The organism is Sphingomonas sp. (genome assembly GCF_019746665.1).
GTDB lineage: Bacteria > Pseudomonadota > Alphaproteobacteria > Sphingomonadales > Sphingomonadaceae > Sphingomonas.
On the sequence record NZ_JAIERS010000017.1, the window covers coordinates 1 to 26,401 of the forward strand.

General features: G+C 68.2%; 26 protein-coding genes and 1 tRNA gene. 14 read left to right on the forward strand and 13 right to left on the reverse strand.

Annotated features, from left to right (window positions below):
* Positions 1-78: 78 nt before the first annotated feature.
* A complete protein-coding gene (locus K2X73_RS11160) occupies positions 79-483 on the reverse strand; it encodes a LysR family transcriptional regulator (protein ID WP_294110887.1) in 405 nt (134 codons plus the stop codon).
* 107 nt (positions 484-590) lie between these two features.
* Here K2X73_RS11160 and K2X73_RS11165 point away from each other — a divergent pair, with 107 nt between their 5' ends.
* The 6 genes from K2X73_RS11165 to K2X73_RS11190 all read left to right on the forward strand — a co-directional run bounded on the left by K2X73_RS11165 (position 591) and on the right by K2X73_RS11190 (position 6,940).
* A complete protein-coding gene (locus tag K2X73_RS11165; protein ID WP_294110889.1) occupies positions 591-2,921 on the forward strand; it encodes a TonB-dependent receptor in 2,331 nt (776 codons plus the stop codon).
* 75 nt (positions 2,922-2,996) lie between these two features.
* Positions 2,997-3,083, forward strand: a tRNA-Leu gene (locus K2X73_RS11170).
* A gap of 97 nt (positions 3,084-3,180) precedes the next feature.
* The gene (locus K2X73_RS11175; RefSeq protein WP_294110891.1) at positions 3,181-4,092 is read left to right on the forward strand and encodes an MBL fold metallo-hydrolase; all 912 of its coding nucleotides are present in this window, start codon (positions 3,181-3,183) and stop codon (positions 4,090-4,092) included.
* A 143-nt stretch (positions 4,093-4,235) separates the two neighbouring features.
* Positions 4,236-4,688, forward strand: coding sequence for an AraC family transcriptional regulator (locus K2X73_RS11180; protein ID WP_294110893.1), 453 nt, complete (start codon positions 4,236-4,238; stop codon positions 4,686-4,688).
* Between the two features lie 155 nt (positions 4,689-4,843).
* A complete protein-coding gene (locus tag K2X73_RS11185; RefSeq protein ID WP_294110895.1) occupies positions 4,844-5,725 on the forward strand; it encodes an AraC family transcriptional regulator in 882 nt (293 codons plus the stop codon).
* A 78-nt stretch (positions 5,726-5,803) separates the two neighbouring features.
* Positions 5,804-6,940, forward strand: coding sequence for a cellulase family glycosylhydrolase (locus K2X73_RS11190; protein WP_294110897.1), 1,137 nt, complete (start codon positions 5,804-5,806; stop codon positions 6,938-6,940).
* 4 nt (positions 6,941-6,944) lie between these two features.
* On the opposite strand, the gene K2X73_RS11195 is transcribed toward K2X73_RS11190, so the two are convergent.
* The 5 genes from K2X73_RS11195 to K2X73_RS11215 form a co-directional block, all read right to left on the reverse strand.
* A complete protein-coding gene (locus tag K2X73_RS11195; RefSeq protein WP_294110899.1) occupies positions 6,945-7,514 on the reverse strand; it encodes an NTP transferase domain-containing protein in 570 nt (189 codons plus the stop codon).
* Positions 7,501-8,415 (reverse strand): XdhC family protein, encoded by a 915-nt coding sequence (locus K2X73_RS11200; RefSeq protein WP_294110901.1) that lies wholly within the window; start codon positions 8,413-8,415, stop codon positions 7,501-7,503. Before K2X73_RS11200 ends, K2X73_RS11195 begins: the two co-directional genes overlap by 14 nt.
* A gap of 198 nt (positions 8,416-8,613) precedes the next feature.
* Positions 8,614-10,827: a xanthine dehydrogenase family protein molybdopterin-binding subunit gene (locus K2X73_RS11205; RefSeq protein ID WP_294110903.1), complete on the reverse strand. Its 2,214-nt coding sequence runs from the start codon at positions 10,825-10,827 to the stop codon at positions 8,614-8,616.
* A gap of 2 nt (positions 10,828-10,829) precedes the next feature.
* A complete protein-coding gene (locus tag K2X73_RS11210; protein WP_294110905.1) occupies positions 10,830-11,804 on the reverse strand; it encodes a xanthine dehydrogenase family protein subunit M in 975 nt (324 codons plus the stop codon).
* 113 nt (positions 11,805-11,917) lie between these two features.
* Positions 11,918-12,418, reverse strand: coding sequence for a 2Fe-2S iron-sulfur cluster-binding protein (locus K2X73_RS11215; protein ID WP_294110906.1), 501 nt, complete (start codon positions 12,416-12,418; stop codon positions 11,918-11,920).
* A gap of 100 nt (positions 12,419-12,518) precedes the next feature.
* On the opposite strand from K2X73_RS11215, the gene K2X73_RS11220 reads away from it, so the two are divergent.
* Together K2X73_RS11220 and K2X73_RS11225 are read left to right on the forward strand one after the other, a co-directional pair.
* Positions 12,519-13,532 (forward strand): glycerophosphodiester phosphodiesterase, encoded by a 1,014-nt coding sequence (locus tag K2X73_RS11220; protein ID WP_294111182.1) that lies wholly within the window; start codon positions 12,519-12,521, stop codon positions 13,530-13,532.
* Between the two features lie 25 nt (positions 13,533-13,557).
* Positions 13,558-13,809, forward strand: coding sequence for a hypothetical protein (locus K2X73_RS11225; RefSeq protein ID WP_294110907.1), 252 nt, complete (start codon positions 13,558-13,560; stop codon positions 13,807-13,809).
* 24 nt (positions 13,810-13,833) lie between these two features.
* Here K2X73_RS11225 and K2X73_RS11230 read toward each other — a convergent pair whose 3' ends face one another.
* Positions 13,834-15,138 (reverse strand): NAD(P)/FAD-dependent oxidoreductase, encoded by a 1,305-nt coding sequence (locus K2X73_RS11230; RefSeq protein WP_294110909.1) that lies wholly within the window; start codon positions 15,136-15,138, stop codon positions 13,834-13,836.
* Positions 15,139-15,233: 95 nt separating this feature from the next.
* On the opposite strand from K2X73_RS11230, the gene phhA reads away from it, so the two are divergent.
* Both phhA and K2X73_RS11240 read left to right on the forward strand, forming a co-directional pair.
* Positions 15,234-16,115 carry a phenylalanine 4-monooxygenase gene (phhA, locus tag K2X73_RS11235; protein ID WP_294110911.1) on the forward strand — a complete coding sequence of 294 codons (882 nt, stop codon included), beginning with the start codon at positions 15,234-15,236 and terminating at the stop codon, positions 16,113-16,115.
* A gap of 169 nt (positions 16,116-16,284) precedes the next feature.
* Positions 16,285-16,971 (forward strand): TlpA disulfide reductase family protein, encoded by a 687-nt coding sequence (locus tag K2X73_RS11240; protein WP_294110913.1) that lies wholly within the window; start codon positions 16,285-16,287, stop codon positions 16,969-16,971.
* A 145-nt stretch (positions 16,972-17,116) separates the two neighbouring features.
* Here the strand turns inward: K2X73_RS11240 and K2X73_RS11245 are convergent, their stop codons facing one another.
* From K2X73_RS11245 to K2X73_RS11260, 4 genes are all read right to left on the reverse strand, one after another.
* Complete coding sequence (locus K2X73_RS11245; RefSeq protein WP_294110915.1) at positions 17,117-18,067, reverse strand: 50S ribosomal protein L11 methyltransferase; 951 nt, start codon at positions 18,065-18,067, stop codon at positions 17,117-17,119.
* A gap of 151 nt (positions 18,068-18,218) precedes the next feature.
* Positions 18,219-18,926, reverse strand: a complete 708-nt coding sequence (locus K2X73_RS11250; RefSeq protein ID WP_294110917.1) for an SDR family oxidoreductase — start codon at positions 18,924-18,926, stop codon at positions 18,219-18,221.
* Positions 18,927-19,188: 262 nt separating this feature from the next.
* Entirely contained in the window at positions 19,189-20,559 is a 1,371-nt protein-coding gene (locus tag K2X73_RS11255; RefSeq protein ID WP_294110920.1) for a methyl-accepting chemotaxis protein, read from the reverse strand.
* A 4-nt stretch (positions 20,560-20,563) separates the two neighbouring features.
* On the reverse strand, positions 20,564-21,907 hold the full coding sequence (locus tag K2X73_RS11260; RefSeq protein ID WP_294111183.1) for a methyl-accepting chemotaxis protein: 1,344 nt from the start codon (positions 21,905-21,907) through the stop codon (positions 20,564-20,566).
* Positions 21,908-22,108: 201 nt separating this feature from the next.
* Here K2X73_RS11260 and sdhC point away from each other — a divergent pair, with 201 nt between their 5' ends.
* From sdhC to sdhA, 3 genes are read left to right on the forward strand one after another with little or no spacing between them, the layout of a single operon-like run.
* The gene (gene sdhC, locus K2X73_RS11265; protein WP_294110922.1) at positions 22,109-22,522 is read left to right on the forward strand and encodes a succinate dehydrogenase, cytochrome b556 subunit; all 414 of its coding nucleotides are present in this window, start codon (positions 22,109-22,111) and stop codon (positions 22,520-22,522) included.
* A gap of 3 nt (positions 22,523-22,525) precedes the next feature.
* Entirely contained in the window at positions 22,526-22,915 is a 390-nt protein-coding gene (gene sdhD / locus K2X73_RS11270; protein ID WP_294110924.1) for a succinate dehydrogenase, hydrophobic membrane anchor protein, read from the forward strand.
* A complete protein-coding gene (gene sdhA / locus K2X73_RS11275) occupies positions 22,912-24,711 on the forward strand; it encodes a succinate dehydrogenase flavoprotein subunit (protein WP_294110926.1) in 1,800 nt (599 codons plus the stop codon). The genes sdhD and sdhA overlap by 4 nt, the downstream gene beginning before the upstream one ends.
* Positions 24,712-24,718: 7 nt before the next feature.
* On the opposite strand, the gene K2X73_RS11280 is transcribed toward sdhA, so the two are convergent.
* A complete protein-coding gene (locus K2X73_RS11280; RefSeq protein WP_294110928.1) occupies positions 24,719-25,042 on the reverse strand; it encodes a DUF5615 family PIN-like protein in 324 nt (107 codons plus the stop codon).
* Positions 25,042-25,263, reverse strand: a complete 222-nt coding sequence (locus K2X73_RS11285) for a DUF433 domain-containing protein (RefSeq protein ID WP_294110930.1) — start codon at positions 25,261-25,263, stop codon at positions 25,042-25,044. Before K2X73_RS11285 ends, K2X73_RS11280 begins: the two co-directional genes overlap by 1 nt.
* A gap of 125 nt (positions 25,264-25,388) precedes the next feature.
* On the opposite strand from K2X73_RS11285, the gene K2X73_RS11290 reads away from it, so the two are divergent.
* On the forward strand, positions 25,389-26,384 hold the full coding sequence (locus tag K2X73_RS11290; protein WP_294110932.1) for a C13 family peptidase: 996 nt from the start codon (positions 25,389-25,391) through the stop codon (positions 26,382-26,384).
* Positions 26,385-26,401 lie beyond the last annotated feature (17 nt).

Consider the following 26,401-nt stretch of genomic DNA (forward strand, 5'->3'; position numbering starts at 1 on the left):
CTACGAATCTGAGGGTCGGACGTTCGAATCGTTCCGGGCGCGCCATTTTTCAAACGGCTTAGCGGGTGGCTTCCACCCTTATTCCGACTTTAGCGACGTCGGAATCCCGACATCTGCTGAACCCGCCGCATCGCCCCCCTCTTTCACCGTCCGCAGCCGGTCGAGGATCGTGCGCCCGTGGCGTTCGCCCGTCTCGGCCAAGGCCGCCTCCAGCGCACGATAGGCGGTGACGACCGCGCGCCCCTCCTCGGTCAGGGTCGCGCCGATCCGGGCGCCGGGGTGGAGCGCGACCAAGGGTTCGGCGAAGGCGCGGTTGGTCGCGTCGATCATCAGCCACGCGCGGCGATAGCTGAGCCCCATCGCCCGCGCCGCCGCCGAGATCGAGCCCTCGCGCCCGATCGCTTCGAGCAATTCGGCCTTGCCGGGGCCGAGCGCGATCACCTCGCCCACCAGCAGCTGCGTCTTGATCCTGAGCCTGGCCACGCCGGCATAGTGTCGCCGATCGCGGCGCCAGGCAATCACCCCCTTTTCCGTGAGTGCTCTCCTATATACAGACGGATATAGCGAGTCGAAACGCAAAAGGTGGATGAATGCCGTTGATCTGGGCGATGACGCTTGCCGCCGACGCCGCGCCGACCGCGCCCGATCCGGTAGCGGTGGCCGAGGCGCCGGCGGACGTGACCGTGACCGCGCGCCGCCGGCCCGAGCCGGTGCAGCGCGTGCCGGCGGCGATTTCGGTGGTCGACGCGCCGCTGATCGAGCGCAGTTACACGGTGAACACCCAGGGGCTGACGGTGCTGGTGCCGAGCCTCAATTACAGCTCGGCCAACCCGCGCAACACCGCCTTCACCATTCGCGGGCTCGGCAGCAGCGTCGTCGCGGTGAGCCAGGCGAATGACGGGCTGGAGCCGGGCGTCGGCTATTATGTCGATCAGGTCTATCACGCGCGGCCCGCGACGGCGGCGTTCGATTTCGTCGATCTGGAGCAGGTCGAGGTATTGCGCGGGCCGCAGGGCACCTTGTTCGGCAAGAACACCACCGCCGGCGCGATCAACATCACCACCAAGGCGCCGAGCTTCACCCCCGAAGGGACGGCGGAATTTTCCTATGGCAGCTATAATCTGGTGCAGGCGCGGGCCGCCGTCTCGGGGCCGATCCTGGGCGACACGATCGCCGCGCGGCTGTCGGCGCTGCTCACCCGGCGCGACGGCGTGATCCATAATGTCCGCCGGCGCGAGGACGAGAACAGCGTCAACAACGCCGCCCTGCGCGGCCAGCTGCTGATCGCGCCGAGCAACGATGTGCAATTCCGCCTGAGCGTCGATTACTCCAGTTTCGACAGCGCCTGCTGCACCCAGGTCTATCTGCGCGTCGGGCAGAGCCTGCGCGCCGTGGCGCGGCAATATCCGGCGCTCGCGGCGGGGGCGAACTACGCGCCGCCGAGCCTGAACTACGCCGACCGGCTGACCGACATCGACGCGCCAGTGGGGGTCAACACCAATGAAGGCGGCATCGGCCTGATCGGCGACTGGAATCTGGGGCCGGCGACGCTCACTTCGGTAAGCGCGTGGCGCTTCTGGCGCTGGGACGCGGCGAACGACCGGGACTATACCGGGCTGCCGATCCAGCTCACGCAGCGCATCCCCTCGCGCCAGGATCAATATAGCCATGAGGTGCGGCTGGCCTCGAACGGCGACCGCCGGCTGAGCTATGTCGTCGGGCTCTATTATTTCTACCAGAAGATCAGCGGGCAGCCGATCAGCATTTATGGCCCGGCGGGCGCTTATTGGTTGCTGGGGCCGCCATCGCAATTCCCGGCCAATCTGCTCGATGGTTATGGCCAGGACGGGCGCACCCGCTTCCGCACCGATAGCGTCGCGGTGTTCGGCGAGGCCAATTGGCACGTCGCCCCCGCCCTCACGCTCACCGGGGGCCTGCGTTATACCTATGAGGAGAAGTCCGCCGATTATACCACGACCGTGGGCGGCGGCCCGCCCGTCACCGATTCGCGGCTGATCAACGCCCAGCTCTCGGTGCTGCGGCCGCAAAGCTATTCGGCGGCGAACCGCGAGGGCAATCTCTCGGGCCGCGCCAACATCGCCTATCAGCCGGCGCCGAACATGCTCGCCTACGCAAGCTATGCGCGCGGCTTCAAATCGGGCGGGATCAACGTGTCGGGGCTGCCGCTCGACGCGCAGAACCGGCCGGCGCTGGGCACCGCGGTCATCCGGCCCGAGCTCAACACCACTTATGAAGTCGGGCTGAAGACGAGCTGGTTCGCCAAGCGGCTCGAGCTCAATCTCACCGGCTATTATACCGAAGTCACTGATTTCCAGGCGACGATCGTCGATTCGAGCCAGACGGTCGCGCTGCGCGGTTATCTGTCGAACATCCCCAGGGTCACGGTGTCGGGGTTCGAGGCGGACGCGGTCGCCCGACCGGCGCAAGACGTCGTGCTGCGCGGGGGGCTGGCTTATGCGAACGGCACCTATGCGCGTTATCCAGCGGGTCCGTGCCCGCTCGAACTGCAAACGGCGGGCACTCAGGCGTGCGACCTGACCGGGCGGCCACTGGTCGGCCTGCCGCGCTGGTCGGTGAGCTTCGGCTTCGACATCGACCGCTCGCTCGCCGCGCTGGGGGTGCGCGGCAAGGCCTATCTCCATGCCGACAGCAATTGGCGCAGCGGCTATTATGGCGACCCTTCGCTGTCGCGCTTCACTTATATCAATGCCTATAACCTCACCAACGCGACGCTCGGCTATCGCGCGCCCGGCGGGTGGGAGGTGGCGCTGTTCGTCCGCAACCTGTTCGACGAGGCCTATGTTCAGAATGTGACCGTCCAGGCGGGCAATTCGGGGCTGATCCTGGGCCTGCCGAGCGACCCGCGGATCATCGGGCTCACCTTCCGCATCGCCCGCTAGTCGCCGCCGGTGGCGCGTGACGGCAAGGGGCTGGACGCGCGCGCGCGCGCATGGCATCGGCGGGGCGCCTCGCACGCGGGCGTGGCGGAATTGGTAGACGCAGCGGACTCAAAATCCGCCTCTGGCAACAGAATGTCGGTTCGAGTCCGACCGCCCGCACCACGCCCTCCAGGCAGCAAACACGCGGAAATCGTGCAAGCCGGCCGCCCGGCGCCCTGGGTATCCCGCGCGAACGCCCCGTTCGAGCAGGAGAGCCCCCATGTCCGCCATCGCCCCCACCCGCGTGCAAGCGACCCGCGCCTATCGCCGCAAGCTCGGCGATTATGAGATCACCGCCTTGTCCGACGGGTTCGTCGACCTGTCGTTCGGCGTCTGGCAGGGGATCGAGCAGGAGGCGTTCGACGCCGCGCTCACCGACCACTTCATGCCGACGGGCGGATTTCGCAACGGCATCACCTCGTTCGTCATCAATACCGGCGCCAAGATCATCATGATCGACGCGGGCGCGGCGGGATTGTTCGGGCCGAACAGCTATCACTTTCCCGATAATCTGGCGCATGCCGGGCTCACCGCCGCCGACATTGATCTGGTGATCCCCACCCATGCCCATCCCGATCATATCGGCGCGTTGCTGAGGGACGGGCAGGCGAGCCTGCCCAACGCCGAAATCCGCGTGAACCAGACCGAGCTCGATTTCTGGACGAGCGAGGCGGCGCAGGCCAAGGCGCCCGATTTCATGCGCGGCTGGTGGGATCTCGTGCGCGGGGTGGACCGGGCCTATGCCGGGCGGCTGACGAGCTTCGCCGACAATGCCGCGCTTGGCGATGGCATCACCCATATGCCCTTTCCCGGGCACACGCCGGGGCATAGCGGCTATCTGATCGAAAGCGCGGGCGAGCAGCTGCTGATCTGGGGCGATCTGGTCGTCCACCACGCGATCCAGTTTCCGCACCCGCAGGCGAGCATGATCTTCGATATCGATCCGGGGCTTGGCCACCAATCGCGGCTGCGCGGGCTCGATCTCGCGGCGACCGACAAGCTGCTCACCGCCGCCACCCATCTGCCTTTTCCGACCTTCGGCTATGTCGCCCGGCGTGGAGACGCCTATCAATGGGTGCCCGAGACGTGGCGGTATGACGTTTCGGGCCTCGCCTGGCAGCCGGTGGTTTAAGGCGCAAGATCGGCCATGCTCGCGCAGGATCGGCACCGCGTCGTTCGGCCGCCCGCGCCATGTTCCGGGGGCCGGGCCGGGCCCCCAATCGGCATTGCTTCCGGCATAACCCGCCCCAGGGCGCCTGGCCGAGGATCATGCCGATGTCGCAAGCCCCCGCACCGATCGACACCATGTTCGACGCGCGATTGCGCGCCGCGATGAGGCAGCGGCCCCGGGGGCCGGCACAAGCAATGATCGTCTCCGGCGGGCTCGCCCCGCACCGGCTGCGGCGGGTGGACGACTATGTCGAGGCGCATCTCGCCGAGCCGCTGCTGCTGGTCGATCTCGCGAAAATCGCCAAGCTCAGCCCCAAGCATTTTTCGCGCGCTTTCACCCAGACCACGGGGCGACCGCCGCATCGCTGGCTGATCGAAAAGCGGGTCGCGGCGGCGCGGGCGTTGCTGCGCGGTTCCGACAAGTCGTTGAGCGAGATCGCGCTCGAATGCGGTTTCGCCGACCAGAGCCATTTCACCTCGCTGTTCCGCCGCTATCTCGGTGCGCCGCCCGGGCTGTGGCGCCGGGCCTGGCACGAGGGTCAGGCCCGCGCGGCGTGACGGTGCCCGACCGCACCGGAAATGGCGCTTTGGCAACAGCGCGCGCGCGACAAACAGGGTAAGCATCACGGATGCGGACATTCCTCTAGACGTTGGCCAAGGTGGCGCCAATCGGCCCCGATGGGGGAGCGCCCCCGCCATCCTATCTCCACTGGATGCGCGGCGTCGCGGCGCGGCTCGGCAATCGCTACGAGGATCGCGTCGCCCCCCGGCAGCGACTGGCGATGATGCGCGGGCTGATCGGCGAGGCGCACAGCGATGCCGCCACGCCGCAATTGTCGCTGCAGCTCTGTACCGCCGGCGATTATGAGCTGACCGCCGATCTCGGCGCCGGCCGCTTTCGGGCGCGGCGGCGCGGCGGAGACATGGTGATCGGCCCGCCCAACCAGCCGCTCCAGCTTTCGGGGGGCAGCAAGGCGGGGATCGAGATGACGATCCTGGCGCTCGATTGGGCCGATGTGGCGGCGGTCTGCGAAGGTGTGCAGGCGCCGTCGCTTGGCGACTTCGGCCCGCTCCATGCCGGGCTGGTGCGCGATCCGCCGCTCGCCGCGGTGATCGAAACATTGTGGGACGAGCTGGGCAGCGATGGCGCCTTGCCCCGCCTCTATGTCGATAGCGCCAAGCAGCTGACGGTCGCGCGGCTGCTGCGACTGGGGCGCAGCTATCGACCGCGACCGGGCGCGGCGCTCGCCCCCTGGCAGCTCAACCGGGTGATGGACCTGCTCGTCGCCCGCTTCAACGAGGAGCTGTCGGTGGCCGAGCTTGCGGGCGCCATCGGCATGTCGCCCTTCCACTTCGCCCGCGCGTTCAAGGCGAGCACCGGCCGGCCGCCCCACCGCCGGCAGATGGAGCTGCGCATCGAGCGTGGCTGCGCGATGCTCGCCACCAGCGCGCTGAGCGTGATCGAAATCGCGATCGCGGTCGGCTATGGCTCGCCCCAGACCTTCGCCCGGCTGTTCCGGCAGATGATGGGCATGACGCCGAGCGAGTATCGGCGTCGCGCCGGGGGCCAGGGCAGCACCCGTCGCGACGGGTAAGTCCGGGAAATTCCGCAATATTCAGGGGCGCTTCACGCGCGCATTGGCAGAGCGATCGGCGGCAAGCGGGATGCGACGATGCGCGAGCGATGGACGGCGGAAGCGGCAGCGGCCTGGCATGGCGCGCAGCCCTGGCTGATGGGCTGCAATTTCACCCCCTCGACCGCGATCAACCAGCTCGAAATGTGGCAGGCGGCCACCTTCGACCTGCCGACGATCGAGCGCGAGCTGACGCTGGCGGCGTCGGCGGGGATGAACGTGGCGCGGGTGTATCTCCACGATCTGCTGTGGGTGGACGACGCGCCGGGCTTCCTGGCGCGCGTCGAGCAACTGCTCGCCGCGGCCGACGCGCGGGGCATCGGGGTGATGCTGGTGCTGTTCGATTCGTGCTGGCGGCCCGATCCGGCGCTGGGGCCGCAGCCGCATCCGGTCGATGGTGTCCATAATTCGGGCTGGCTGCAGGCGCCCGGGCCGGCGGCGCTCGCCGATCCCGCGCAGCATCCCCGGCTGCGCGCCTATGTCGAGGGCGTGGTCGCGCATTTCGCCCATGACCGCCGCGTGATCGCGTGGGACGTGTGGAACGAGCCCGATAATGGCGCCGAGGTTTCGGCGTGCGACCCGGCCGAGCTGAACGCCAAGGCGGCGCTGGTGCTGCCGGTGCTCCGCGCGGCTTTCGCCTGGGCGCGAGGCGCGGCGCCCACCCAGCCGCTGACGAGCGGCATCTGGTTGGGGGACTGGTCCGCGCCCGACAAGCTTACCGAGCTGCAACGCGCGCAACTGGATGAATCGGACATCGTCTCATTCCACAATTACGGCGACGCCGCTGATTTCGCGCGGCGCATCGCGTGGCTCAGCGCCTGGGGGCGGCCGATCCTGTGCAGCGAGTTCATGGCGCGCCCGGCGGGGAGCACGTTCCAGTCGATCCTGCCGATCGCGCGCGCGGAAGGGGTGGGCGCGATCTGCTGGGGCCTGGTGCGCGGCAAGACGCAGACGCATCTGCCCTGGGTCGCCTGGCAGGAAAAGGGTTTCGGCGGGGTGGGCGAGCCCTGGTTCCACGACATTTTCGAGGTGGATGGCGCCGCGCACGATCCCGCCGAGGTCGACTTTCTGCGCCTGATCGCCCGGATCGACGCCCGTGCCCCGCACTGGCCGATCGTGGCCGTGGGCGGCGTGGGGGCGCCCGACGTAGCCGATCAAGGCCGCGCGGCGGCCTGACCGCTCAGGCCAGCGCGCGTAGCCGCGCCAGATCCTCGGGGGTGTCGATGTCGATCAGCTCCTGCGGGCTGGTGACGATGTGGACCCCGCCCTGGATCAATGCCCGCGCGCCGTGATCGCCCTCCAGCGCGAGCAGTTCGGCGAAACGGCCGGCGGCGAAGAGCGCGGGGGGCGAGGGGCGCGCGCCGTCGCTGGAGGCAACGACCGCGTCCGCCGTTTGCGCCGCGTCGAGCAGCCGGAGGATTTGCACCGCCGTCACGCGCGGCATGTCGGCGAGGGCGATCAGCAGCGCCGCCGCGCCGCAATCGCGTGCCGCCTGCGCCGCCAGCCGCACCGATCCCGACAGGCCGGCGTCTGGCGCCGGGTTCTCGATCCGTCGATAACCGGGAAAGGCGACCCCGGTGCCCGAGACGATCGCGACGCGCGCGAGGAAGGGCACGGCTTCCAGCGCTGTCGCGACATGGCTGGCGAGTGGGCGGCCAAGGAAATCGGCGGCGAGCTTGTCCTCCGGCCCGAACCGCTCGGAGCGCCCCGCCGCGAGCAGCGCGAGCAGGGTGCGGCTAGCGTCGACCATTGAAGGCGCCCACCATCGCGGCGGCGATCGACAGCGCGATCTCCGCCGGCCCGATCGCGCCGATGTCGAGCCCGACCGGCGCGTCGATGCGGGCGATGGCGTCCTCGCCGACCCCGGCGGCCTTCAGGCGCTCGATCCGTGCGGCATGGCTACGGCGTGAGCCCAAGGAGCCCACATAAGCGGCGGGGGAGGCGAGGCCGGCGATCAGCGCCGGGTCGTCGATCTTGATGTCGTGGCTCAGGGTCACGATCGCGGTCGCGGGATCGGGCTTGAGCGCTTCGATCGCCTCGTCGGGCCAGCGATCGTCGAGCGTGACGCCGGGGAAGCGTTCCTCGGTCAGGAAGCGCGCGCGCGGGTCGATCACGGTGACGGCGATCCCCAGTTCGCGCGCGAGGCCGGCAAGCGCCTGCGCGATCTGCACGGCGCCGACGATCAGCAGCCGCCGCGGCGGATCGTAACGGTTGACGAAATCGCCTTCGCTGCCTTCGCGCGACTGGCCGCTGGCGAGATCGGTCGCGATGCTGAACGCTTCGCCGCGCGCGCGCGCCTCGCCGATGGCGGCGAACAAAGCGGGCGGGAAGCCGGCGTCGCGCACCGGCTGTACCAGCACGTCGATCTTGCCGCCGCACGGCAGGCCGACTTCCCAGGCGGCGTCATCGGCGACGCCATAATGTTTGAGCACGGCCGGGGCGCCGGCGATCACTTGCGCGGCGGTCGCGAGGATGTCGCTCTCGACGCAGCCACCCGAGACCGAGCCCTCGAAGCGGCCATCGCCATGCACCAGCATATGGCTGCCACGCGGCCGGGGCGCCGAACCCCAGGTGGAGACGACCGTCGCCAGCGCGAGCGGCGCGCCAGCCCATTGCGCGGCGGCGGCGAGGACGGAGTCGTTATCGGCCATGGTTTTGGTCCTGTGGTTGATCGGGTGTTGCGCGCTGGAAGGCCCTCACCCAACCCTCTCCCGTAAACGGGAGAGGGCTTTTCTGTTCCGCTTGCCATCAGCCCTCTCCCGCAGGCGGCAGAGGGCGTTACCGCCGCTTCCTTCCTATAGCCCTCTCCCGCCTGCGGGAGAGGGTTGGGTGAGGGTTCTTCTCCCCCCTCAAACCCCCGGCAATCCCGGCAAAATCTGGTCGAGCGTCATCGGCCAATCGCGCGCGCGCACGCCGCAGGCATTGTACACCGCATTGGTCACCGCCGCGCCCACGCCGGAAATGCCCAGCTCGCCCAGCCCCTTGGCGCCAACGGGGCTCGCATGGGGATCGATCTCCTCGATGAAATAGGCCTCGATCTGCGGCACATCGGCGTTCACCGGAATGTGATATTCGGCCAAGTCGCGGTTCACATAAGCGCCGGTGCGCGGATCGAGCACCGCCGCCTCGTGCAGCGCATAGCCCAGCCCCCAGATCATCCCGCCGATCGCCTGGCTGCGCGCGGTCTTGGCGTTGAGGATGCGCCCGCAATCGAACACGCCGAGCAGGCGGCGCACGCGCACTTCGCCCGTCACCGCGTGAACGCCGACTTCGGCGAATTGCGCGCCGAACGTGCCCTGGCTCCAGCTGCGCGAGTTGCGCCCGGGGGTGAGCACGCCGATTTCCTCGATCGCCGCGCCGCCGACGAGATCGCTGAGCGCCACACGCCGGTTGCCGGCGATGGCGTGGCCGTCCTTCAGCGTCATTTCCTCTGGCGCCGCGCCCATCCGCCGCGCGAGTTCGGCGACGATCGCGTCGCAGGCGATCAGCACCGACGACGTGCTCGACGCCGCGCCGAACGAGCCGCCCGAGCCCGCGCCGGAAGGATCGCGCGAATCGCCCAGCCGCACTTTCACCGCGCCGATCGGCAGGCCAAGCGCCTCGCCCGCCACCTGCGCCAGGATCGTGTAGGTGCCGGTGCCGATATCGGTCATATCGGTTTCGATCTCGGCATGGCCCTCGGGCGTCAGGCGGACGCGTGCCTTGCTGTCGGCGAGGAAGTTGACGCGCGCCGCCGTCGCCATGCCCATGCCGATCAGCCAATCACCCTCGCGCCGCGCGCCGGGCGTCGCCACCCGCTGATCCCAGCCGAAGCGCTTGGCGCCCTCGTCATAGCAATCGATCAGGCGTCGGGTGGAGAAGGGCGCGCCGCTGGTCGGGTCGCTCGTCGGCTCATTAGCCTTGCGGAAGGCGATCGGGTCCATGCCGAGCTTTTCCGCCATCTCGTCCATCGCGGTTTCCAGCGCCATCATCCCCACCGCCTCGCCCGGCGCGCGGACCGCGCCGGCGGGGGTGACGTTGATCTTGGCGATCCGCGTGGTGAAGCGGCGATTCTCGCCCGCGTAGAGCGACAGCGCGCCGAGCGCGACGGGCTCGAAGAAACCGAGGCCGGTCTTCTGGCTCACCAGGCTGTCCTGCGCGATCGCCGTCAGCTTGCCCTCGCGCGTCGCGGCGAGGCGGATGCGCTGGTGGGTATCGGAGCGACCATAGACCGAATGGAACAGCTGCTGGCGCGTCAGCTGCACTTTCACCGGCTGCCCGATCTGCTGCGCGGCGATCGCGGCGAGCAGCGTTTCCGGCCCGCCGCTCTTCCCGCCGAACCCGCCGCCGATATAGGGCGACAGCACATGGATCTTCTCGATCGGCACGCCCAGCGAATTGGCGAGCACCGGGGTGAAGCCGCGCATGATCTGGATCGAACCGTAAAGCGTCAGTTCGTCGCCCTGCCACTCGGCGATCGCGGCGTGCGGCTCCATCGCGGCATGGACCTGATAAGGGGTGGTGTAGGTGACATCGATCGTCACCTCGGCCGTCGCCATCGCCGCGTCGACATCGCCCTTGATCACATTGGGCAGCATCGCGCCCTCGTGCGGGTCTTGCGCCTTATGCTCGGCGGCGCGGGTGTCGTATTCACCCTTCACCGCGACATAATCGACCTTCACCGCATAGGCCGCCGCGCGCGCCGCCTCGAAACTCTCGGCGACCGCGAGGCCGAGGATCTGGCCATAGCTTTCAAGCGTGCCGTCATTCACCGGCATCCGTTCGGCGCGGATGATGTGCGCCTCGCGCGGCAGGCGGGGGTCTTCGGTGATGACCGCGATCACCCCGGGCATCGCCTCGGCCTCGGTCTTGTCGAGCGATTTGACCGCGCCGGTCGCGACGCTCGCGGTGATCGGGAAGCCGTAAGCGAGCTTGCCTTGCGGCTGGTGCTCGGCCGCATAGCGCGCGGCGCCCGTCACCTTGGCGACACCGTCGATGCGGTCGATCGGCGCGCCGAGCAGCCCCTGCACCCCGCGATCGAGCGCGGAGGCGCCGTAATCGGCATCCATGCGGAATTCGGCCATGGTTATGCCTCCGTCAGTTCGGCGAGCGTGGCGATCAGCGTGCGGCGCGTGAGCGGGATTTTGAAGTCATTATGCCCCTGGCCCATCGCGTCCATGAGCAGCGCGTCGGCGGCGGCGGCGAAGGTTTCGCGCGTCGCCGGCTGGCCGATCAGCGCGGCCTCGACCTCGGCGCTGCGCCAGGGGAGCGGCGCGAGCCCACCGAACGCGAGTTGCGCGGTGCTCACCACGCCATCCTCGACCGCGACCGCCGCCGCGACCGATACGAGCGCGAAGGCATAGGACGCGCGGTCGCGCACCTTGCGGTAGAGCTGGCGTCCGGGTGGCGGCGGGGGCAGCTCGACATGGGTGATCAATTCGCCGGGCGCGAGCACATGTTCGAGCTGCGGCGTGTCGCCCGGCAGGCGGTAAAGCCCGGCGAGCGGAATGCGCCGCCGGTCGCCCCCCGGTGCCAAAGTCAGCACCACCGCGTCGAGCGCGCGCAAGGCGACCGCCATGTCGCTCGGGTGCGTCGCGATGCACGCCTCGCTCGCGCCGAGGATCGCGTGGATGCGGTTATACCCGCCCTGCGCCGCGCAGCCGATGCCGGGGGTGCGCTTGTTACAGGGGGCGGCGGGATCATAGAAGAAATAGCAGCGCGTGCGCTGGAGCAGATTGCCGCCGACGCTCGCCTTGTTGCGCAGTTGCGCCGACGCGCCGGAGAGCAGCGCGCGCGCGAGCATCGGGTAGCGCGCGCGCACGTGCGGATGCGCGGCGACGTCGGAATTGATCGCGAGCGCGCCGATGCGCAGCCCGCCCTCGTGCGGCTCGATCTCGGCGAGCGGCAGGCGGCTGATGTCGATCAGCGCGTCGGGGGTTTCGATCTGGAGCTTCATCAGATCGAGCAGGTTGGTGCCCCCGGCGATGAAGCGCGCGCCGCCCGCGCCCTGCGCGACCGCGGCTTCGGGGGTTTCGGCGCGGGTGTAGGTGAAGCTTTTCATGGTTGCTCCTGGAAGGCCCCTCTCCCAACCCTCTCCCCTGAAGGGGAGAGGGCTATCACGTTGCGCAACGGCAAAGCCCTCTCCCCTTTAGGGGAGAGGGTTGGGTGAGGGGGCTAGGAAGCCCCAACCCCCGCCACCTCCTTGATCGCATCGACAATGTTCGGGTACGCCGAGCAGCGGCACAGATTGCCGCTCATCCGCTCCGAAATCTCAGCCTCGTCGAGCGTCACCGTGTCGAGCGAGGCGCTCGCATGGCTCGGCATCCCGGCCTCGACCTCGGCGAGCATCCCCGCCGCCGACATGATCTGCCCGGGCGTGCAATAGCCGCACTGGAAGGCATCATGCTTGATGAACGCGGCCTGCAGCGGGTGGAGCGTATCGCCCGCCGCCAGCCCTTCGATCGTGGTGATCGCATCGCCCTCGTGCATCGCGGCGAGGGTCAGGCAGGCGTTGATCCGCCGGCCGTTCACCAGCACGGTGCAGGCACCGCACTGGCCGTGATCGCAGCCCTTCTTGGTGCCGGTAAGACCCAGATGCTCGCGCAGCACATCGAGCAAGGAGGCGCGGATGTCGGGCTCGGTTTCGACCGATTGGCCGTTGATGATGAAGCGCATGTTGCCCCCTTCAGGAATGAAGACACGGCACAGATAAGGCCGTACAAGTGGCGCGGGTTGCACGGGAGCACAAGCCATGCGCGCGATTTTCCTGGCCGCGATGTTCGCGTTGGTCGGCGCCGCTCCGGGAGAGGATATGGTTCGGGACGTGATCGTGATCGCCCATCGCGGCGCCAGTGGCCTTCGGCCCGAACACACGCTCGCCGCCTATGATCTGGCGATCGCGCAAGGCGCCGATTTCATCGAGCCCGATCTGGTGCTGACCAAGGACGGGGTGTTCGTCGCGCGGCACGAGAACGACATCACCGCCACCACCAACGTCGCCGATCACCCCGAATTCGCCGCCCGCCACGCCACCAAGGTGATCGACGGCGAAAGCCACACCGGCTGGTTCACCGAGGATTTCACCCTCGCCGAGCTGAAGACGCTGCGCGCCAGGGAGCGGTTGCCGCAGCTGCGCCCCGGCAACACGCGTTATGATGGCCAGTTCGAGGTGCCGACGCTCGCCGAGATCATCGCGCTCGCCAAGAAGCGCGGCGCCGAGACCGGGCGCGTGATCGGCATCTATCCCGAAACCAAGCACCCGAGTTACTTCGCGGGGCTTGGCCTGCCGATGGAGGAGAAGCTCGCCGCCGAATTGCGCGCGGCTGGATGGGATTCGCCCACGGCGCCGGTGTTCATCCAATCGTTCGAGGTGGAGAATCTGAAGCGGCTCCACGCGCTCACCAAGGTGCGGCTGATCCAGCTGATGGACGCGCAAGGCGGGCCGGCGGACAAGGCCGCGCCGAGTTACGCCGCGATGGCCACCCCGGCGGGGCTGCGCGCGGTCGCCGCTTATGCTTATGGCATCGGGCCGAACAAGGCGATGATCTGGCCGGGCAAGGGGAGCGTCACCGCGCTCGTCGAGCAGGCGCACGCGGCGGGCCTACGCGTCCACCCCTGGACCTTCCGCGCCGAAAACGCCTTCCTGCCGCCGGTCTGGCAGCGCGGGCGGGTGCCGGAGGGCCAGGGCGATGTCGGCGCGGAGATCACGTATTTCCTCCAGGCCGGAATCGACGGTTTCTTCACCGATTTCCCGGCAGAAGGGGTGCGCGCCCGCGCCGCGTCGCGCTAAGCCGCTGGCGACACGGGGAGAATCGATGCGTATCCTGATCATCGCGGCGCTGCCGCTGCTCGGCGGCTGTCTCGCCAAGACCGCGATCGGGGTCGCGACCGCGCCGGTGAAGGTCGCCTCCAAGATGGTCGATTGGACGACGACCAGCCAGGACGAGGCCGATCGCAACTACGGCCGCAAACTGCGCAAGCAGGAAGCGCGCGAAGGCCGCGAACGTCGCGAAGCCGAGCGCCGCTGCCGCCGCGATCCGGAGGCGTGCGGGACCGATTATCGCTGACGCCCGGGCCGCATCGCCCCCATTCTACGCGGCGCGCTTCACCGGCTCGGTCCAGCCGAGCTTGGGCATCGCGCCGTCGATCCCCGTGATCAGCCGCGCGCCGCGATCGAACGTCAGATAGCTCCACATCCACTGCGCGCCCACGATCAGCCGGCTCCTGAAATCGGCCAGATAGTAGAGATGCGCGGTCGACCAGACGAACCAGGCGGCGTAGCCCGACAGGGTCGTCCAGCCGAAATCGGCGACCGCACGCTGGCGGCCGATCGTCGCGAGATTGCCGTAGTTCTTATAGACGAACGGCGCGGTCAGCGGCTGCCCGCGCAGCCGCGCCAGAATCGCGCGGGCGACGTAATGGCCCTGCTGCTTCGCCGCCGGGGCGACGCCGGGCACTGGCTTGCCGCCTTCGCCCGTCACCATCGCGGTATCGCCGATCACGAAGATGTTCGGCATGTCCGGCACGGTGAGATCGGGGCCGACCGGCACCCGACCGGCGCGATCGCCCGCCACCCCCAGCCAGCGCGCGGCGGGGGAGGCCTGGACGCCCGCCGCCCAGATCGTCGCCGCGACCGGCACCCGCTGCCCCGCGACCGTCACCGAATCGGCGTCGATCGCCGTCACCGCCGCGCCGAGCCGCACCTCCACGCCCAATTGCTCGAGCGCCAGCTTGGCCTTGGCCGAAAGCGCCTCGGGAAAGCTCGCCAGCAGCCTGGGGCCGGCCTCCACCAGCAGCACGCGCACACAGGCGCCGGTGATATAGCGGAACTCCAGATCGGCGGCGTGACGGGTCAGCTCGGCGATCGCGCCCGCCATTTCCACCCCGGTCGGGCCGCCGCCAATCACCACGAAGGTCAACTGCTGGCCGCGCGTCTCGGGCATTTGCTGGCGCTCGGTCTCGGCGCGTTCGAGCGCGCGGAGGATCTGCGCGCGCACCCGGGTGGCATCGTCGATCGTCTTGATGCCGGGCGCGTGCTCGGCCCAATCGTCACGCCCGAAATAGCTGTGGCGCGCGCCGGTCGCGATCACCAGCTCGTCGTAACCGAGCGCGATCCCGCTCGCGAGCCGCACCTGGCGCGCGTCGCTGTCCACCCCCACCACCTCGTCGAGCAGCACCCGCGCGTTGCGCTGGTGGCGCAGGATGGTGCGGACGGGCGCGGCGATCTCCGCCGGCGACAGCGCCGCCGTCGCGACCTGGTACAACAGCGGCTGGAAGAGATGATGGTTCTGCTTGTCGATGATCGTCAGCTCGACATCGCGGGCGTGGCGCAGCCCGCGCGCGACCGCGAGCCCGCCAAATCCCGCGCCGATCACCACGATGTGCCGCTTCGCCATCCTTCATCTCCTCGTGCCCGCCCAAGTTTACGTTGCGCTGCGGCAGAAGTTACGCACCGTTTGGAGCAACACGCTGGCATTGCTATAAGGTTGGGATGAGCGACACACATGTCCATAGCGCGCCACCCCCGGGCGCCGGCCCCGATTGGCTGATCCCGCAAGGCTGGGAGGCGTACACGCCCGAGGAGCACCGGGTGTGGGACATATTGTTCGAGCGCCAGGCGAAACTGCTCCCGGCGCGCGCCTCCAAGGCGTTTCTGCGCGGGCTGGAGCTGCTGAAGCTCTCCGAAAGCGGTATCCCCAATTTCGAGGAATTGTCCGAGCGGCTGATGAAGCTCACCGGCTGGCAGGTGGTCGCGGTGCCGGGGCTGGTGCCCGACGATGTGTTCTTCGATCACATGGCGAACCGCCGCTTCGTCGCGGGCAATTTCATCCGCCGCGCCGATCAGCTCGATTATCTGCAGGAGCCGGACGTTTTTCATGACGTGTTCGGCCATGTGCCGCTGCTCGCCGATCCATACTTCGCCGATTACATGGAATGCTATGGCCGCGGCGGCCAGCGCGCGCTGGGGCTGGGGGGCTTGAAGAACCTTTCGCGGCTTTACTGGTACACGGTCGAGTTCGGGCTGATCGAGGAAGCGGATGGCTTGCGCATCTATGGCGCGGGCATCGTCTCCTCCGGCGGCGAGAGCGTGTTCGCGCTGGACGACCCGAGCCCCAACCGGCTGGGCTTCGACCTGAAGCGGGTGATGCGCACCGAATACCGGATCGACGATTACCAGCAGAATTATTTCGTGATCCCGAGCTTCGATGAGCTGCTGCGGGTGACGGTGGAGACCGATTTCGCCCCGGTTTATGAAGAGCTGGCGGGGTTGCCGGATATTCGGATCGCGGAAATTGTCGAAGGGGACCGGGTGATTACGCGCGGCACGCAGGATTATGCGCGGGCCAAGGGTGGGGTGGCGGTTTTGGCTTGATCCAGCCGGCTTTTGCTGGCCCGCAAATCAGCCCGACCGAATTGGGTCTCGCTCGCGCGGCGTTTTGCCGTGGACAACCATTTTAAAATTCGCTTTTCTCAATGAAAAGAGCAGTGGCTTAGCAAGGCAAGCGCTGCCGCGCTGCTCTGATCAAGTCGTGGGAGGCGAGATGCGTTCATTGTTCCCGGCCATCATCCTAATCGGTTTTTTTATCGGTTTGTCGGCGTGCGACCGCCAATCCCAGCCGACGGGGAAAGCCCCTGTCGCCAAAAGCAACGAAGCCGCGATCAATGACCCGGAGATGGCGAAGAGGCTGGCCGAGGCCAAAGCTGCCTATGCAAAGCTCACGCCGGCAGAAAAAGCCAAACTTGCCGCTCGGTGGGAAAAGGAGCGCTCCACGCTGCCCATTTCTCTTACCGAGGCACGGTCCATAAAGATCAGGCCCGTTGGCGCCGCAGAGACAACCCTTGGCGCCAGGGCCCCGGTCGGAACGCCCACCGTTGTGGCGGCATGGGCGAGTTGGTGCATCCCGTGCAAGCTGGAAGCACGCGAACTGGCGCGCCTTCGCCAACAATATGGACGCGACAAACTCAACATCGTCTATCTGAACATCGGTACGCCCGACGAGGAGCGCGCCAAAGGTCCCGCATTCTTACGCGATGCGGGTGCGCAACAGCTCGGTCTCACGATGCTGGATCAGGCGGACTACATCAGGCTTACTCGAGTAGATCAGGTAAGCGTGCCGCGTGTCCTGGTCTTCGATCGTACGGGTAAGCCTATCAGCGTTATTAGTGGCGCCGTTACGGGCAAGCGGGACATGCGCCTGGCCAACGCCATTAACACGGTCGTCAGTTAGCGGTTTTGGTCGGGTTTATCGCCGCTGGCGATGAGGCAAGCGGCAAATAGTCGCTCTGCTCGGCCGCTGTCACAGTCAGAACAGCGACCGCGGCGCCCACAATGCGTTCCTGATGCGGGGGCAATTGTGTCGGGGATGTTCCCTGTCACCACCGTTCCGCCCCAATCGGTACGCTCGCCCGTCCGCCGCGCCGCCGCGCGCCCAACCGCTTGCGCAGCCGCAAGATCGTCCAATCCCCCAGCACCAGCCGTTCCGCCACGCGGCAGCCCTGGCGGCGATAGGCGGCTTCCACCGCGGGGGCCTGGCGCGTCAGCAGGCCGGCCAACAATAACTGCCCGCCCGGCGCGGTGATGCCCGCGAAATCGGCGGCGTATTCGATCAGCGGCGGGGCGAGGATGTTGGCGATCACCAGATCATAGGGGCCGCGCCGCGCGATCAGCGGGCTCGCCGCGCCGTCCGCCACGCCCAGCGCCAGCGTCCCCGGCAGGCGGCCGAGCGGCACCGCGTTCACCCGCGCATTCTCGCGGCTCACCTCGATCGCGATCGGATCGATATCGGTCGCGGTCGCCTGCGCGCGCGGCCACAGCGCGAGGCCCGCGAAGGCGAGCAACCCGGTGCCGGTGCCGAGATCGATCAGGTTGCGCACCCGCTCGCCCCGCCGGCGCAGCGCGTCGAGCAGGGTGAGGCAGCCGGTGGTCGTCTCGTGATGCCCGGTGCCGAAGGCGCGTCCCGCCTCGATGTGGAAGGCGCGCGCTCCTGCCGGCACCGCGCCCCGATAGGCGCTGGTGTGGACGAAGAAGCGCCCGGCGCGCACCGGATCGAGCCCGGCCTGGCTCAGCGTCACCCAGTCGTCCTCGGGCACCGGCGCGGCGGTGGCTTTCAGGCCGCGCGCGGAGGGGATCAGCGCCTGCACCGCGCGGAGCGCCGCCGCGCTCGGCTTGCCCTCGAAATAGGCGTCGAGCCGCCAGCGATCGGGATCGTCGGCGACTTCCTCGCTCACCATCAGCGCGGGCGGCGGCTCGATCCCAAGCGTCTCGCCATCGATCGCCTCGGCCTCGGCGCGGGTGCAGGGGAGGGTGAGTTTCCAGCTGGTCATGGCGTGGTCTTAGAGCAAATCGCCGTTGGCGTAAGCCACGTCGCCCCGGCCCCCGAGCCGGGGCTTGGCTTCTTCTTCCGCTGTCCCAAGGCAGCCTAACCCCGTGTCAAGCACGGGGCGACGGGGGTGGGTGTTCGGGGGATGCGCCGCCTCACCGCACGTAACTCGCGCCGTTCACGTCGAGCACCGCCCCGGTCATCGAGGGCGGTGCCTCCAGCGCGCAGAAGCGGGCCATCACCGCGACTTCCGCCGGATCGGCGACGCGGCCGAGCGGAATATCGGCGAGCAGTTTGTCGCCGCCCCGGCTCGCCAGATACTCCTCGGCCATCCCGGTCATGGTGAAGCCGGGGCAGATCGCGAAGGCGTAGATGCCCTCGCGCGCATAGCCGCGCGCGATCGATTTGGTCATGCCGACCATCCCCGCCTTGGCGGCGGCATAATGCCAGTGATCGGGCGAATCGCCGCGATACGCGGCGCGGCTCGCGATGTTGACGATCCGCCCGCCCACGCCGCGCTGCCGCCAATGCCGGATCGCGAGCCGGCTGAGTTCGGCGGCGGCGACCAGGTTGATCTGGAGCGTGCGCGCCCAGTCGGCCGCCCATTCGGCATCGTCGCGGTCGATCGGGTTGGCCTCGAACACGCCGGCATTGTTGATCAGCACGTCGATCGTGCCGCCGAGCGCGTCGAGCGCCTGTTCCCACAGCACGGGCGCGGCGCCGGGCGTGGCGAAATCGGCGGCGAGCAGGCCGGGCGTCGGGCGCGTCGCCTGGCCGATCCAGCGGATGTTGGCGGCGTCAAGCCCGGCGCCGATCGCCGCGCCGATCCCGCGACTCGCGCCGGTGAGGAGGATGTGCGTCATCCATGCGGCGTATTATCGCCGTACGATCCTGGCAATTGCGCGCATGGGACGAGATCACCCTGGCCTGCCCCTCCTCCCCTTCAGGGGAGGAGGTTGGGAGGTGGGGGCTCGATGCGGGGCGCAACGCTCGTTGACTGCCTCCACCCCAACCCAGCATCGGGTCGGTCAGGCTCCCAGCCTGACCTGAACCGTGCAGGGCACGGTTCATCCGATGCTCCTGAAGGGGAGGGGCTATTTTTGCGCCTGCCGAGATGGTGGTGCTCTAGCGCTCGACGCTCGCGGTGAACTCGATCGCGCGCTGCGACAGGTGGGCGAGCTGCTGGTTCAAGCCGGTGAAGCCCTGCTGCACCTGGGTAAGGTCGGTCGCGACGGCGCCGGTCCCCTCGCGGATCGCGCCCAGCGTCGACGAGATGGTGTCGGCAGCGAGCGCGGTTTCGTCGACCGCCGCGGTGATCGAGGCGACGGTCTGCGCCTGCGCGCCGATCACCGCCTGAATGCGCTCGGCGCTTTCGCGGACATCGGCGATGGTGCGGAAGATCACGCCGTTCGCGTCCACCGTCGCGCGCGAGGCGCTCTGGATCGCGGCGATCTTGGCGGCGATGTCGTCGGTCGCGCGCGCGGTCTGATTGGCGAGGGACTTCACTTCCTGCGCGACGACCGCGAAGCCGCGCCCCGCGTCTCCGGCGCGCGCCGCTTCGATCGTCGCGTTCAAGGCGAGCAGGTTGGTCTGCCCGGCGATGTCGCGGATCAGCGCCAGCACCGATTCGATCGACTGGGTATGCTCGCTGAACGCCTGGGCCATCGTCATCGCCTCGCGCGATTGATCGGCGGCGCGGTTGGCGATCGCGCCGGTCGAATCCGCCTCGCCGCGCGCGGTTTCGATCGCGTGCATCAGCCCGCTCGCGGTTTGCGCCGCCTCGCGCATCGCGCTCGCCGATTGGGTCGCGGCGGCGGCGACTTCGGTGGTGCGGCCCACCATCGCTTGCGCATTGGCGAGCGCGCCATCGGCCTGCTGCTTCAGCGACACGCCGAGCGCCGCGCCATTCTCCACCACTTCCGCCAGCAGCTGCTTGAACCGGAAGGACTGTTCCTGCCGCGCCTCGCGCGCGATCCGGGCCTCGAAATTGCCGAGCCAGGAAAGCATCGCCTCATTCTCGACCGTTGCCAGCCGATTGCTGATGTCCGCGAAGAGCAAATAGCGATCGAGGTCGCCGCCAACCTGGTCGCGCAGCGCCTTCAGGCCGCAGCTATGGCCCCAATTATAAGCGGCGAGCAGCGCCGATACCGGCGTGCCGACCTTGCGCGCCTCGGCCACCTGGCGCGCGGCGATCTTGCACCACTCGTCATTGAAGGGGTTGCGAAACTTCAGCCGGGTATATTCGGCGGTGCGAACGATCCGCTTGGCGCGATATTCGGCGGTGAACAGGTGCACATGCGGCCGCATGTGCGGCAGGCTGAGGAAATAGTCCCAGAAATGCGCCGCGATCTGTTCGATCGCCGGCTCGATCGCCGCGCCGAGTTCGGCATGGTGGCGGGCGATCATGCCGTCCTTGTCATAAGGCGCGATGCGGTCGCGGGCGGAGCGATCATCCTCGCCCCAAAGGCTGTCGGGGAGCTGGGCGAGGGCGCTCATCGGATCAGGCCGCGACCTTGGAGACGAAATCGTCGGCGCTGTATTTCAGCGTGCCGAGCCGCGCGTCGAACGCGTCGAAGCCCTGGCCGACGCGGTCGATCTCGCTCGCCACGCTTTCGGTATCCTCGCGGATCGCGGCGATCGTGTTCGACATCGAATCGGCGGCGAGCGCGGTTTCGTCGACGCTGGCGGTGATCGCGGTGACGGTCTGCGCCTGGGTTTCCATCGCGGTGCGGATCTTCTCGGCCGATTGCTGGACCTCGGCCACGGTCGCGCGGATCGAGGCGTTGGTTTCGACCGTCGATCGCGTCGCGGACTGGATCGCGGCGATCTTGGCGGCGATGTCGTCGGTCGCCCGCGCGGTTTGGTTGGCGAGGCTCTTCACTTCCTGCGCGACGACCGCGAAGCCGCGCCCCGCGTCGCCCGCGCGCGCCGCCTCGATCGTGGCGTTCAAGGCGAGCAGGTTGGTCTGCCCGGCGATGTCGCGGATCAGCCCCAGGATCGATTCGATCGACTTGGCATGGTCCGACAGCGTTTCCGACATGCCGACCGCGGCACCCGCCTGGCCGGCGGCACGGGTGGCGATCTGGGCGGCGGCCTCCACCTCGCTACGCGCATCCTCGATCGCGCGGATCAGCCCGGCGGCGGTCTGCGCCGCCTCGCGCATGGCGACCGCCGATTGTTCGGCGGCGGCGGCGACTTCGCTGGTCTTGCCAAGCATCCCGCGCGTGCTGCTGCTGGTGCGGCTCGCCTGGGTGCGCAGGGCGGTGCCCTCGTGCGTCAGGCTTTCGACCATCTTGGCGATGCCTTCGCGGAAATCGGCGGCGAGCCGGTCGCGCGCGAGCTGCGCGCCGTAATCGTGATAGGCGTTGAAGATCGCGACGGTGATCTCGCCCTCCAGCGCCGACAGGCGCAGCAGCGTGTCGATCATCACCGGCAGGCGCGGATCGTCGCGCTCCACCCGGCGCATGATCACGTCGAGCGCGGCGCGGTCGCTCGCCGAGATCATCGACAGCAAGGCGAGCGGCGAGGCATCGCCCTTGTACGCGGCGGCGACCGAGCGCTCGATCGATTCGATCCAGGCACGGCCCGCGGTATCGAGGAAGCGGTTGCGCAGGAACACGCAGCCGACATCGATCATCCGCTGCGTGTCCATCGGCGCCCAATTGCGCTCTTCGGGGAAGCAGTGGAGCCATTGTTCCCAATAGGCCTCCGCGATCGCGCGGATTTCGGGCTCGAGCAGCGCCCAGGTGTCGCGCGCGCTCGCGGCGAGCGAGCCGTCCACGTCGAACACACGCAGCCGGGCGGCGATGTCAATCTGCGCTGCCACCGTGCCGATCGCGGGCATTACCTTCGTGCTCAAAGCCTTTTCTCCCCCGAACGCGGGCAGTTACCGCGTTTCGCCTCATCACGCGCCGGGGGTAAGCGCTTTTGGTTAAGGGCTGGTTAGTGATAGGCGGTTCGCGCACGCGCCGCGCCATCCCCATTGCAACGCCGCGCACGACCACTAATAGGGGCGGCATAGAAGACCTTAGGGAAGGACCAAGCCTTGGTAGCCCCGCGTAGCGCGCGTCCGCGTTCGCCCCATTTGACCGTTTGGAAATGGGGCCCGCACATGCTGGTATCGATCGTTCACCGGGTGACCGGGGACGGGATGGCGGTGGTCGGCACGCTGCTGTTCACCTGGTGGCTCGCGGCGCTGGCGGGCGGCAAGGAAAGCTATGAGTTCTTCCTCGGCGTGTTCACCCGCGCCGACGGGCATCTGAACCCGCTGGGCTATCTGTTCGGCATCGGCCTGACGCTCGCCTTCTTCCAGCACATGGCATCGGGGGTGCGCCACCTGGTGCTCGATACCGGCGCCGGGTACGAGCTGGGCGCGAACAAGCGCATGGCGCAGGGCACCTTCTTCTTCGCGATCGTCGCGACGGCGGCCTATTGGGCCTTCTTGCTTTCGGGGAATTGAGCGATGGGCACGGGAACTGAGCTCGGCCGCGTGCGCGGGCTGGGCGCGGCCAAGCACGGGCCGCACCATTGGTGGCATCAGCGGCTGACCGCGGGCGGCAATCTGGTGCTGATCGTGTGGCTGCTCGCGTCGCTCGCGCTGCTGCCGGGGCATGATTATGCGAGCGTGCGCGGCTGGCTGGCGTCGCCCTGGGCGGCGGTGCCGATGCTGCTGTTGGTGCTCAACACCTTCTACCATTTCCGCCTGGGGCTGCAGATCGTGATCGAGGATTATCAGCACGGCGCCTCGCGCGTCGCGCTGATGCTGCTCGTCAATCTGTTCGTCGTCGCGGCCGGGGCGACGGCGATCTTCGCCATTCTGAAAATCGCATTCACCGGAGGCAGCGCGGCATGAGCGCGTACAAGATCATCGACCACACTTATGACGCGGTGGTGGTGGGCGCGGGCGGTTCCGGCCTGCGCGCGACGATGGGCATCGCCGAGGCGGGGCTGAAGACCGCCTGCATCACCAAGGTGTTCCCGACGCGAAGCCACACCGTCGCCGCGCAGGGCGGGATCGCGGCGAGCCTGGGCAACAACACCCCCGATCACTGGTCGTGGCATATGTACGATACGGTGAAGGGCTCCGACTGGCTCGGCGACCAGGACGCGATCGAATATATGGTCCGCGAGGCGCCGGCGGCGGTGTATGAGCTGGAGCACGCCGGCGTGCCGTTCAGCCGCAACGCCGATGGCACCATCTATCAGCGCCCGTTCGGCGGCCATATGCAGAATATGGGCGAGGGCCCGCCGGTGCAGCGCACCTGCGCCGCCGCCGACCGCACCGGCCATGCGATGCTCCACGCGCTCTATCAGCAGAGCCTGAAGTATGACGCGGACTTCTTCGTCGAATATTTCGCGCTCGATCTGATCATGGAAAATGGCGCCTGCCGGGGCGTGATCGCTTTGTGCATGGAGGATGGCAGCATCCACCGCTTCCGCGCGCATTCGGTGGTGCTGGCGACGGGCGGCTATGGCCGCGTCTATTATTCGGCGACCTCGGCGCACACCTGCACGGGCGACGGCAACGCGATGGTGCTGCGCGCGGGGCTGCCGCTGCAGGACATGGAGTTCGTCCAGTTCCACCCGACCGGCATCTACGGCGCCGGCGTGCTCATCACCGAGGGCGCGCGCGGCGAGGGCGGCTATCTGACGAACAGCGAGGGCGAGCGTTTCATGGAGCGTTATGCCCCTTCCGCCAAGGACCTGGCGAGCCGCGATGTCGTCTCGCGCTGCATGGCGATCGAAATCCGCGAGGGGCGCGGGGTGGGCAAGGAGAAGGACCATATCTTCCTGCACCTCGACCATATCGACCCCAAGGTGCTCGCCGAGCGGCTGCCCGGCATCACTGAGACCGGCAAGATCTTCGCCGGCGTCGATCTCACCCGCCAGCCGCTGCCGGTGGTGCCGACCGTCCATTACAATATGGGCGGCATCCCCTGTAACTATCATGGCGAGGTCGTTCATCTGAAGGACGGCAACCCGGATGCGGTGGTGCCCGGCCTGTACGCGGTGGGCGAGGCGGCGTGCGTTTCGGTGCACGGCGCCAACCGGCTCGGCTCGAACTCACTGATCGACCTGGTGGTGTTCGGCCGTGCGACGGGGCTGCGCATCAAGGAAAGCTTGAAGCCCGGCACGCCGCACAATCCGCTGCCCAAGGGCTCGGAAGAGATGGCGCTCGCCCGGCTCGATCATTTCCGTAACGCCGCGGGCAGCACGCCGACCGCCAAGGTGCGGCTGGAGATGCAGCGCACGATGCAGAAGCACTGCGCCGTGTTCCGCGACAATGCGCTGCTGAGCGAGGGCGTCGCCAAGATCGAGAGCATCTATCAGGGCTTCCAGGACGTGCGGGTGAGCGACCGCTCGCTCATCTGGAACACCGATCTGGTGGAGACGCTGGAGCTCGACAATCTGCTCGCGCAAGCCGTGGTGACGGTGCATTCGGCCGCCAACCGCAAGGAAAGCCGCGGCGCGCATGTGAACGAGGATTACCCCGATCGCGACGACGCCAACTGGATGAAGCACACCATCGCCAGCTTCACCGGCTGGGGCGGCAAGGGCGGCGCGACGAGCATCGATTACCGCCCGGTGCACGACTATACGCTCACCGACGACGCGGAGTATATCAAGCCGAAGAAGCGGGTTTATTGAGGGGCGTCTAGCGAACCTCGACCAGAGCTTCGCCGTTTGTCAGGGCCGCCAGTATCTCGGGGAAGCGGGGCGCGAACCACGTCAGCAGTTCCCGGTTACTGGCGTTGCCTAGCCGTATCCACACGAGCTGATAACCGCCGGTTAGGTGGCGGAGTGTGAAATCTTCGTCCTTGGAAATCAACGTCAGGCCGTGATCTGCCGCATACGCCGCGACGACCGCGTCGGGTGTTTCACCGGTCAGCAGCGTGGGAACGTATAATGCTTCGTGACCTTGTTCGCGAAGCCATTGACACAGGCGTTCGGGCAGTTGCGCATCGACCAGAAACCGCATCAAGCGGCCATGACGATCCGGTGATCGACTGCGCGTGCGGCATAGGCCAGGGCAGCGCGGATATCTGCGGCTCCCAGAAACGGAAAGTCCGAGACAATTTCAGCCTCGCTCACGCCCGCGGCGAGCATCTCAAGAATATCGACAACGCGCATCCGAGTTCCGGCGATGATCGGTCGGCCGCCACAGACTTCCGGGTTGATGACGATGCGTTGCTGGGTCACCCAAGTAACTTCGCCTGCCGCGCCCGCTTTGACAAGGGCGAACCAGTCCCGGTGTCGACGCGCTCGTCGTACCTACCGCGCTTTTCGCCGTTGACAGCCGCCGCCGCTCCAGCGGACGAAGGGCAATGTTCCGGATCGTCCGCCCTCACATCTTCCCGCTGCTCGCCCTGGCGCTCGCCCTCGCCGCCGGCCCCGCCGCATCGCAGCGCGTCGCCGAGCCGCCCAAGCATGGCGCGCCGCCGCCCTTCTTCAACGGCGTCACGCCCGAGCAGGGGGCGTATTACGCAGCCGGCGGCACCAGTATCGAGCATCACCGCGATGCGGCGCAGGAGCTTGCCGAGGCGCGGCTGTTGCAGGGCCAACTCGCCGCTCTCGCGCCGCAGCGCAAGGGGCAGGTGGATGCCTATGTCGTCTCGGTCGCGCTCGATAGCGACGGCGTGTTTGCGCGCGAGGCGCGCGAGGCCGGGCGGGTGCTCACCGCGCGCTATGCGGCGCAGGGGCGGAGCATCACGCTCGCGGGACCGGATGGGCGCGGCGGGCCGCTGCTCGCGCGCGGCTCGCCCGCCAATCTCGACATGGCGCTCGCCCGCGTCGCCGAGCTGATCGACCCCAAGGAGGATGTGCTGATCCTCTACACGACCAGCCACGGCGCGCCGTTCGGCGTCGTCTATAATTATGGCGACGAGGGCTGGGGGGTGATGAGCCCGGCGCGGCTCGACGCTTTGCTCGACGCGCTCAGGATCAAGCGGCGGCTGCTGATCGTCAGCGCCTGCTTCTCGGGAATCTTCGTCCCCGCGCTCGCGACCGGCGACACCGCGATCCTCACCGCGTCGAGCGGCGATCGCACCTCGTTCGGCTGCCAGGCGGATAGCGACTGGACCTTTTTCGGCGACGCGCTGATCAACCAGGCACTGCGCAAGCCCCAGCCGCTCGAAGCCGCCGGGCGGGAGGCCGCCGGGCTGATCGGCCAATGGGAGGCGAAGGGCAGCCTCACCCCCTCGCTCCCGCAAATGCTGATCGGTGAGCGCGCCAAGGCATGGCTCGCCGCGCTCGACGCCCGCGCGCCCAAGGTGGCGAGCAGCCCGGTCGGGCGCCCGGCGGTGTCCTTGCTGGAGAAATAAGCGAGCGCGCCGGCTCG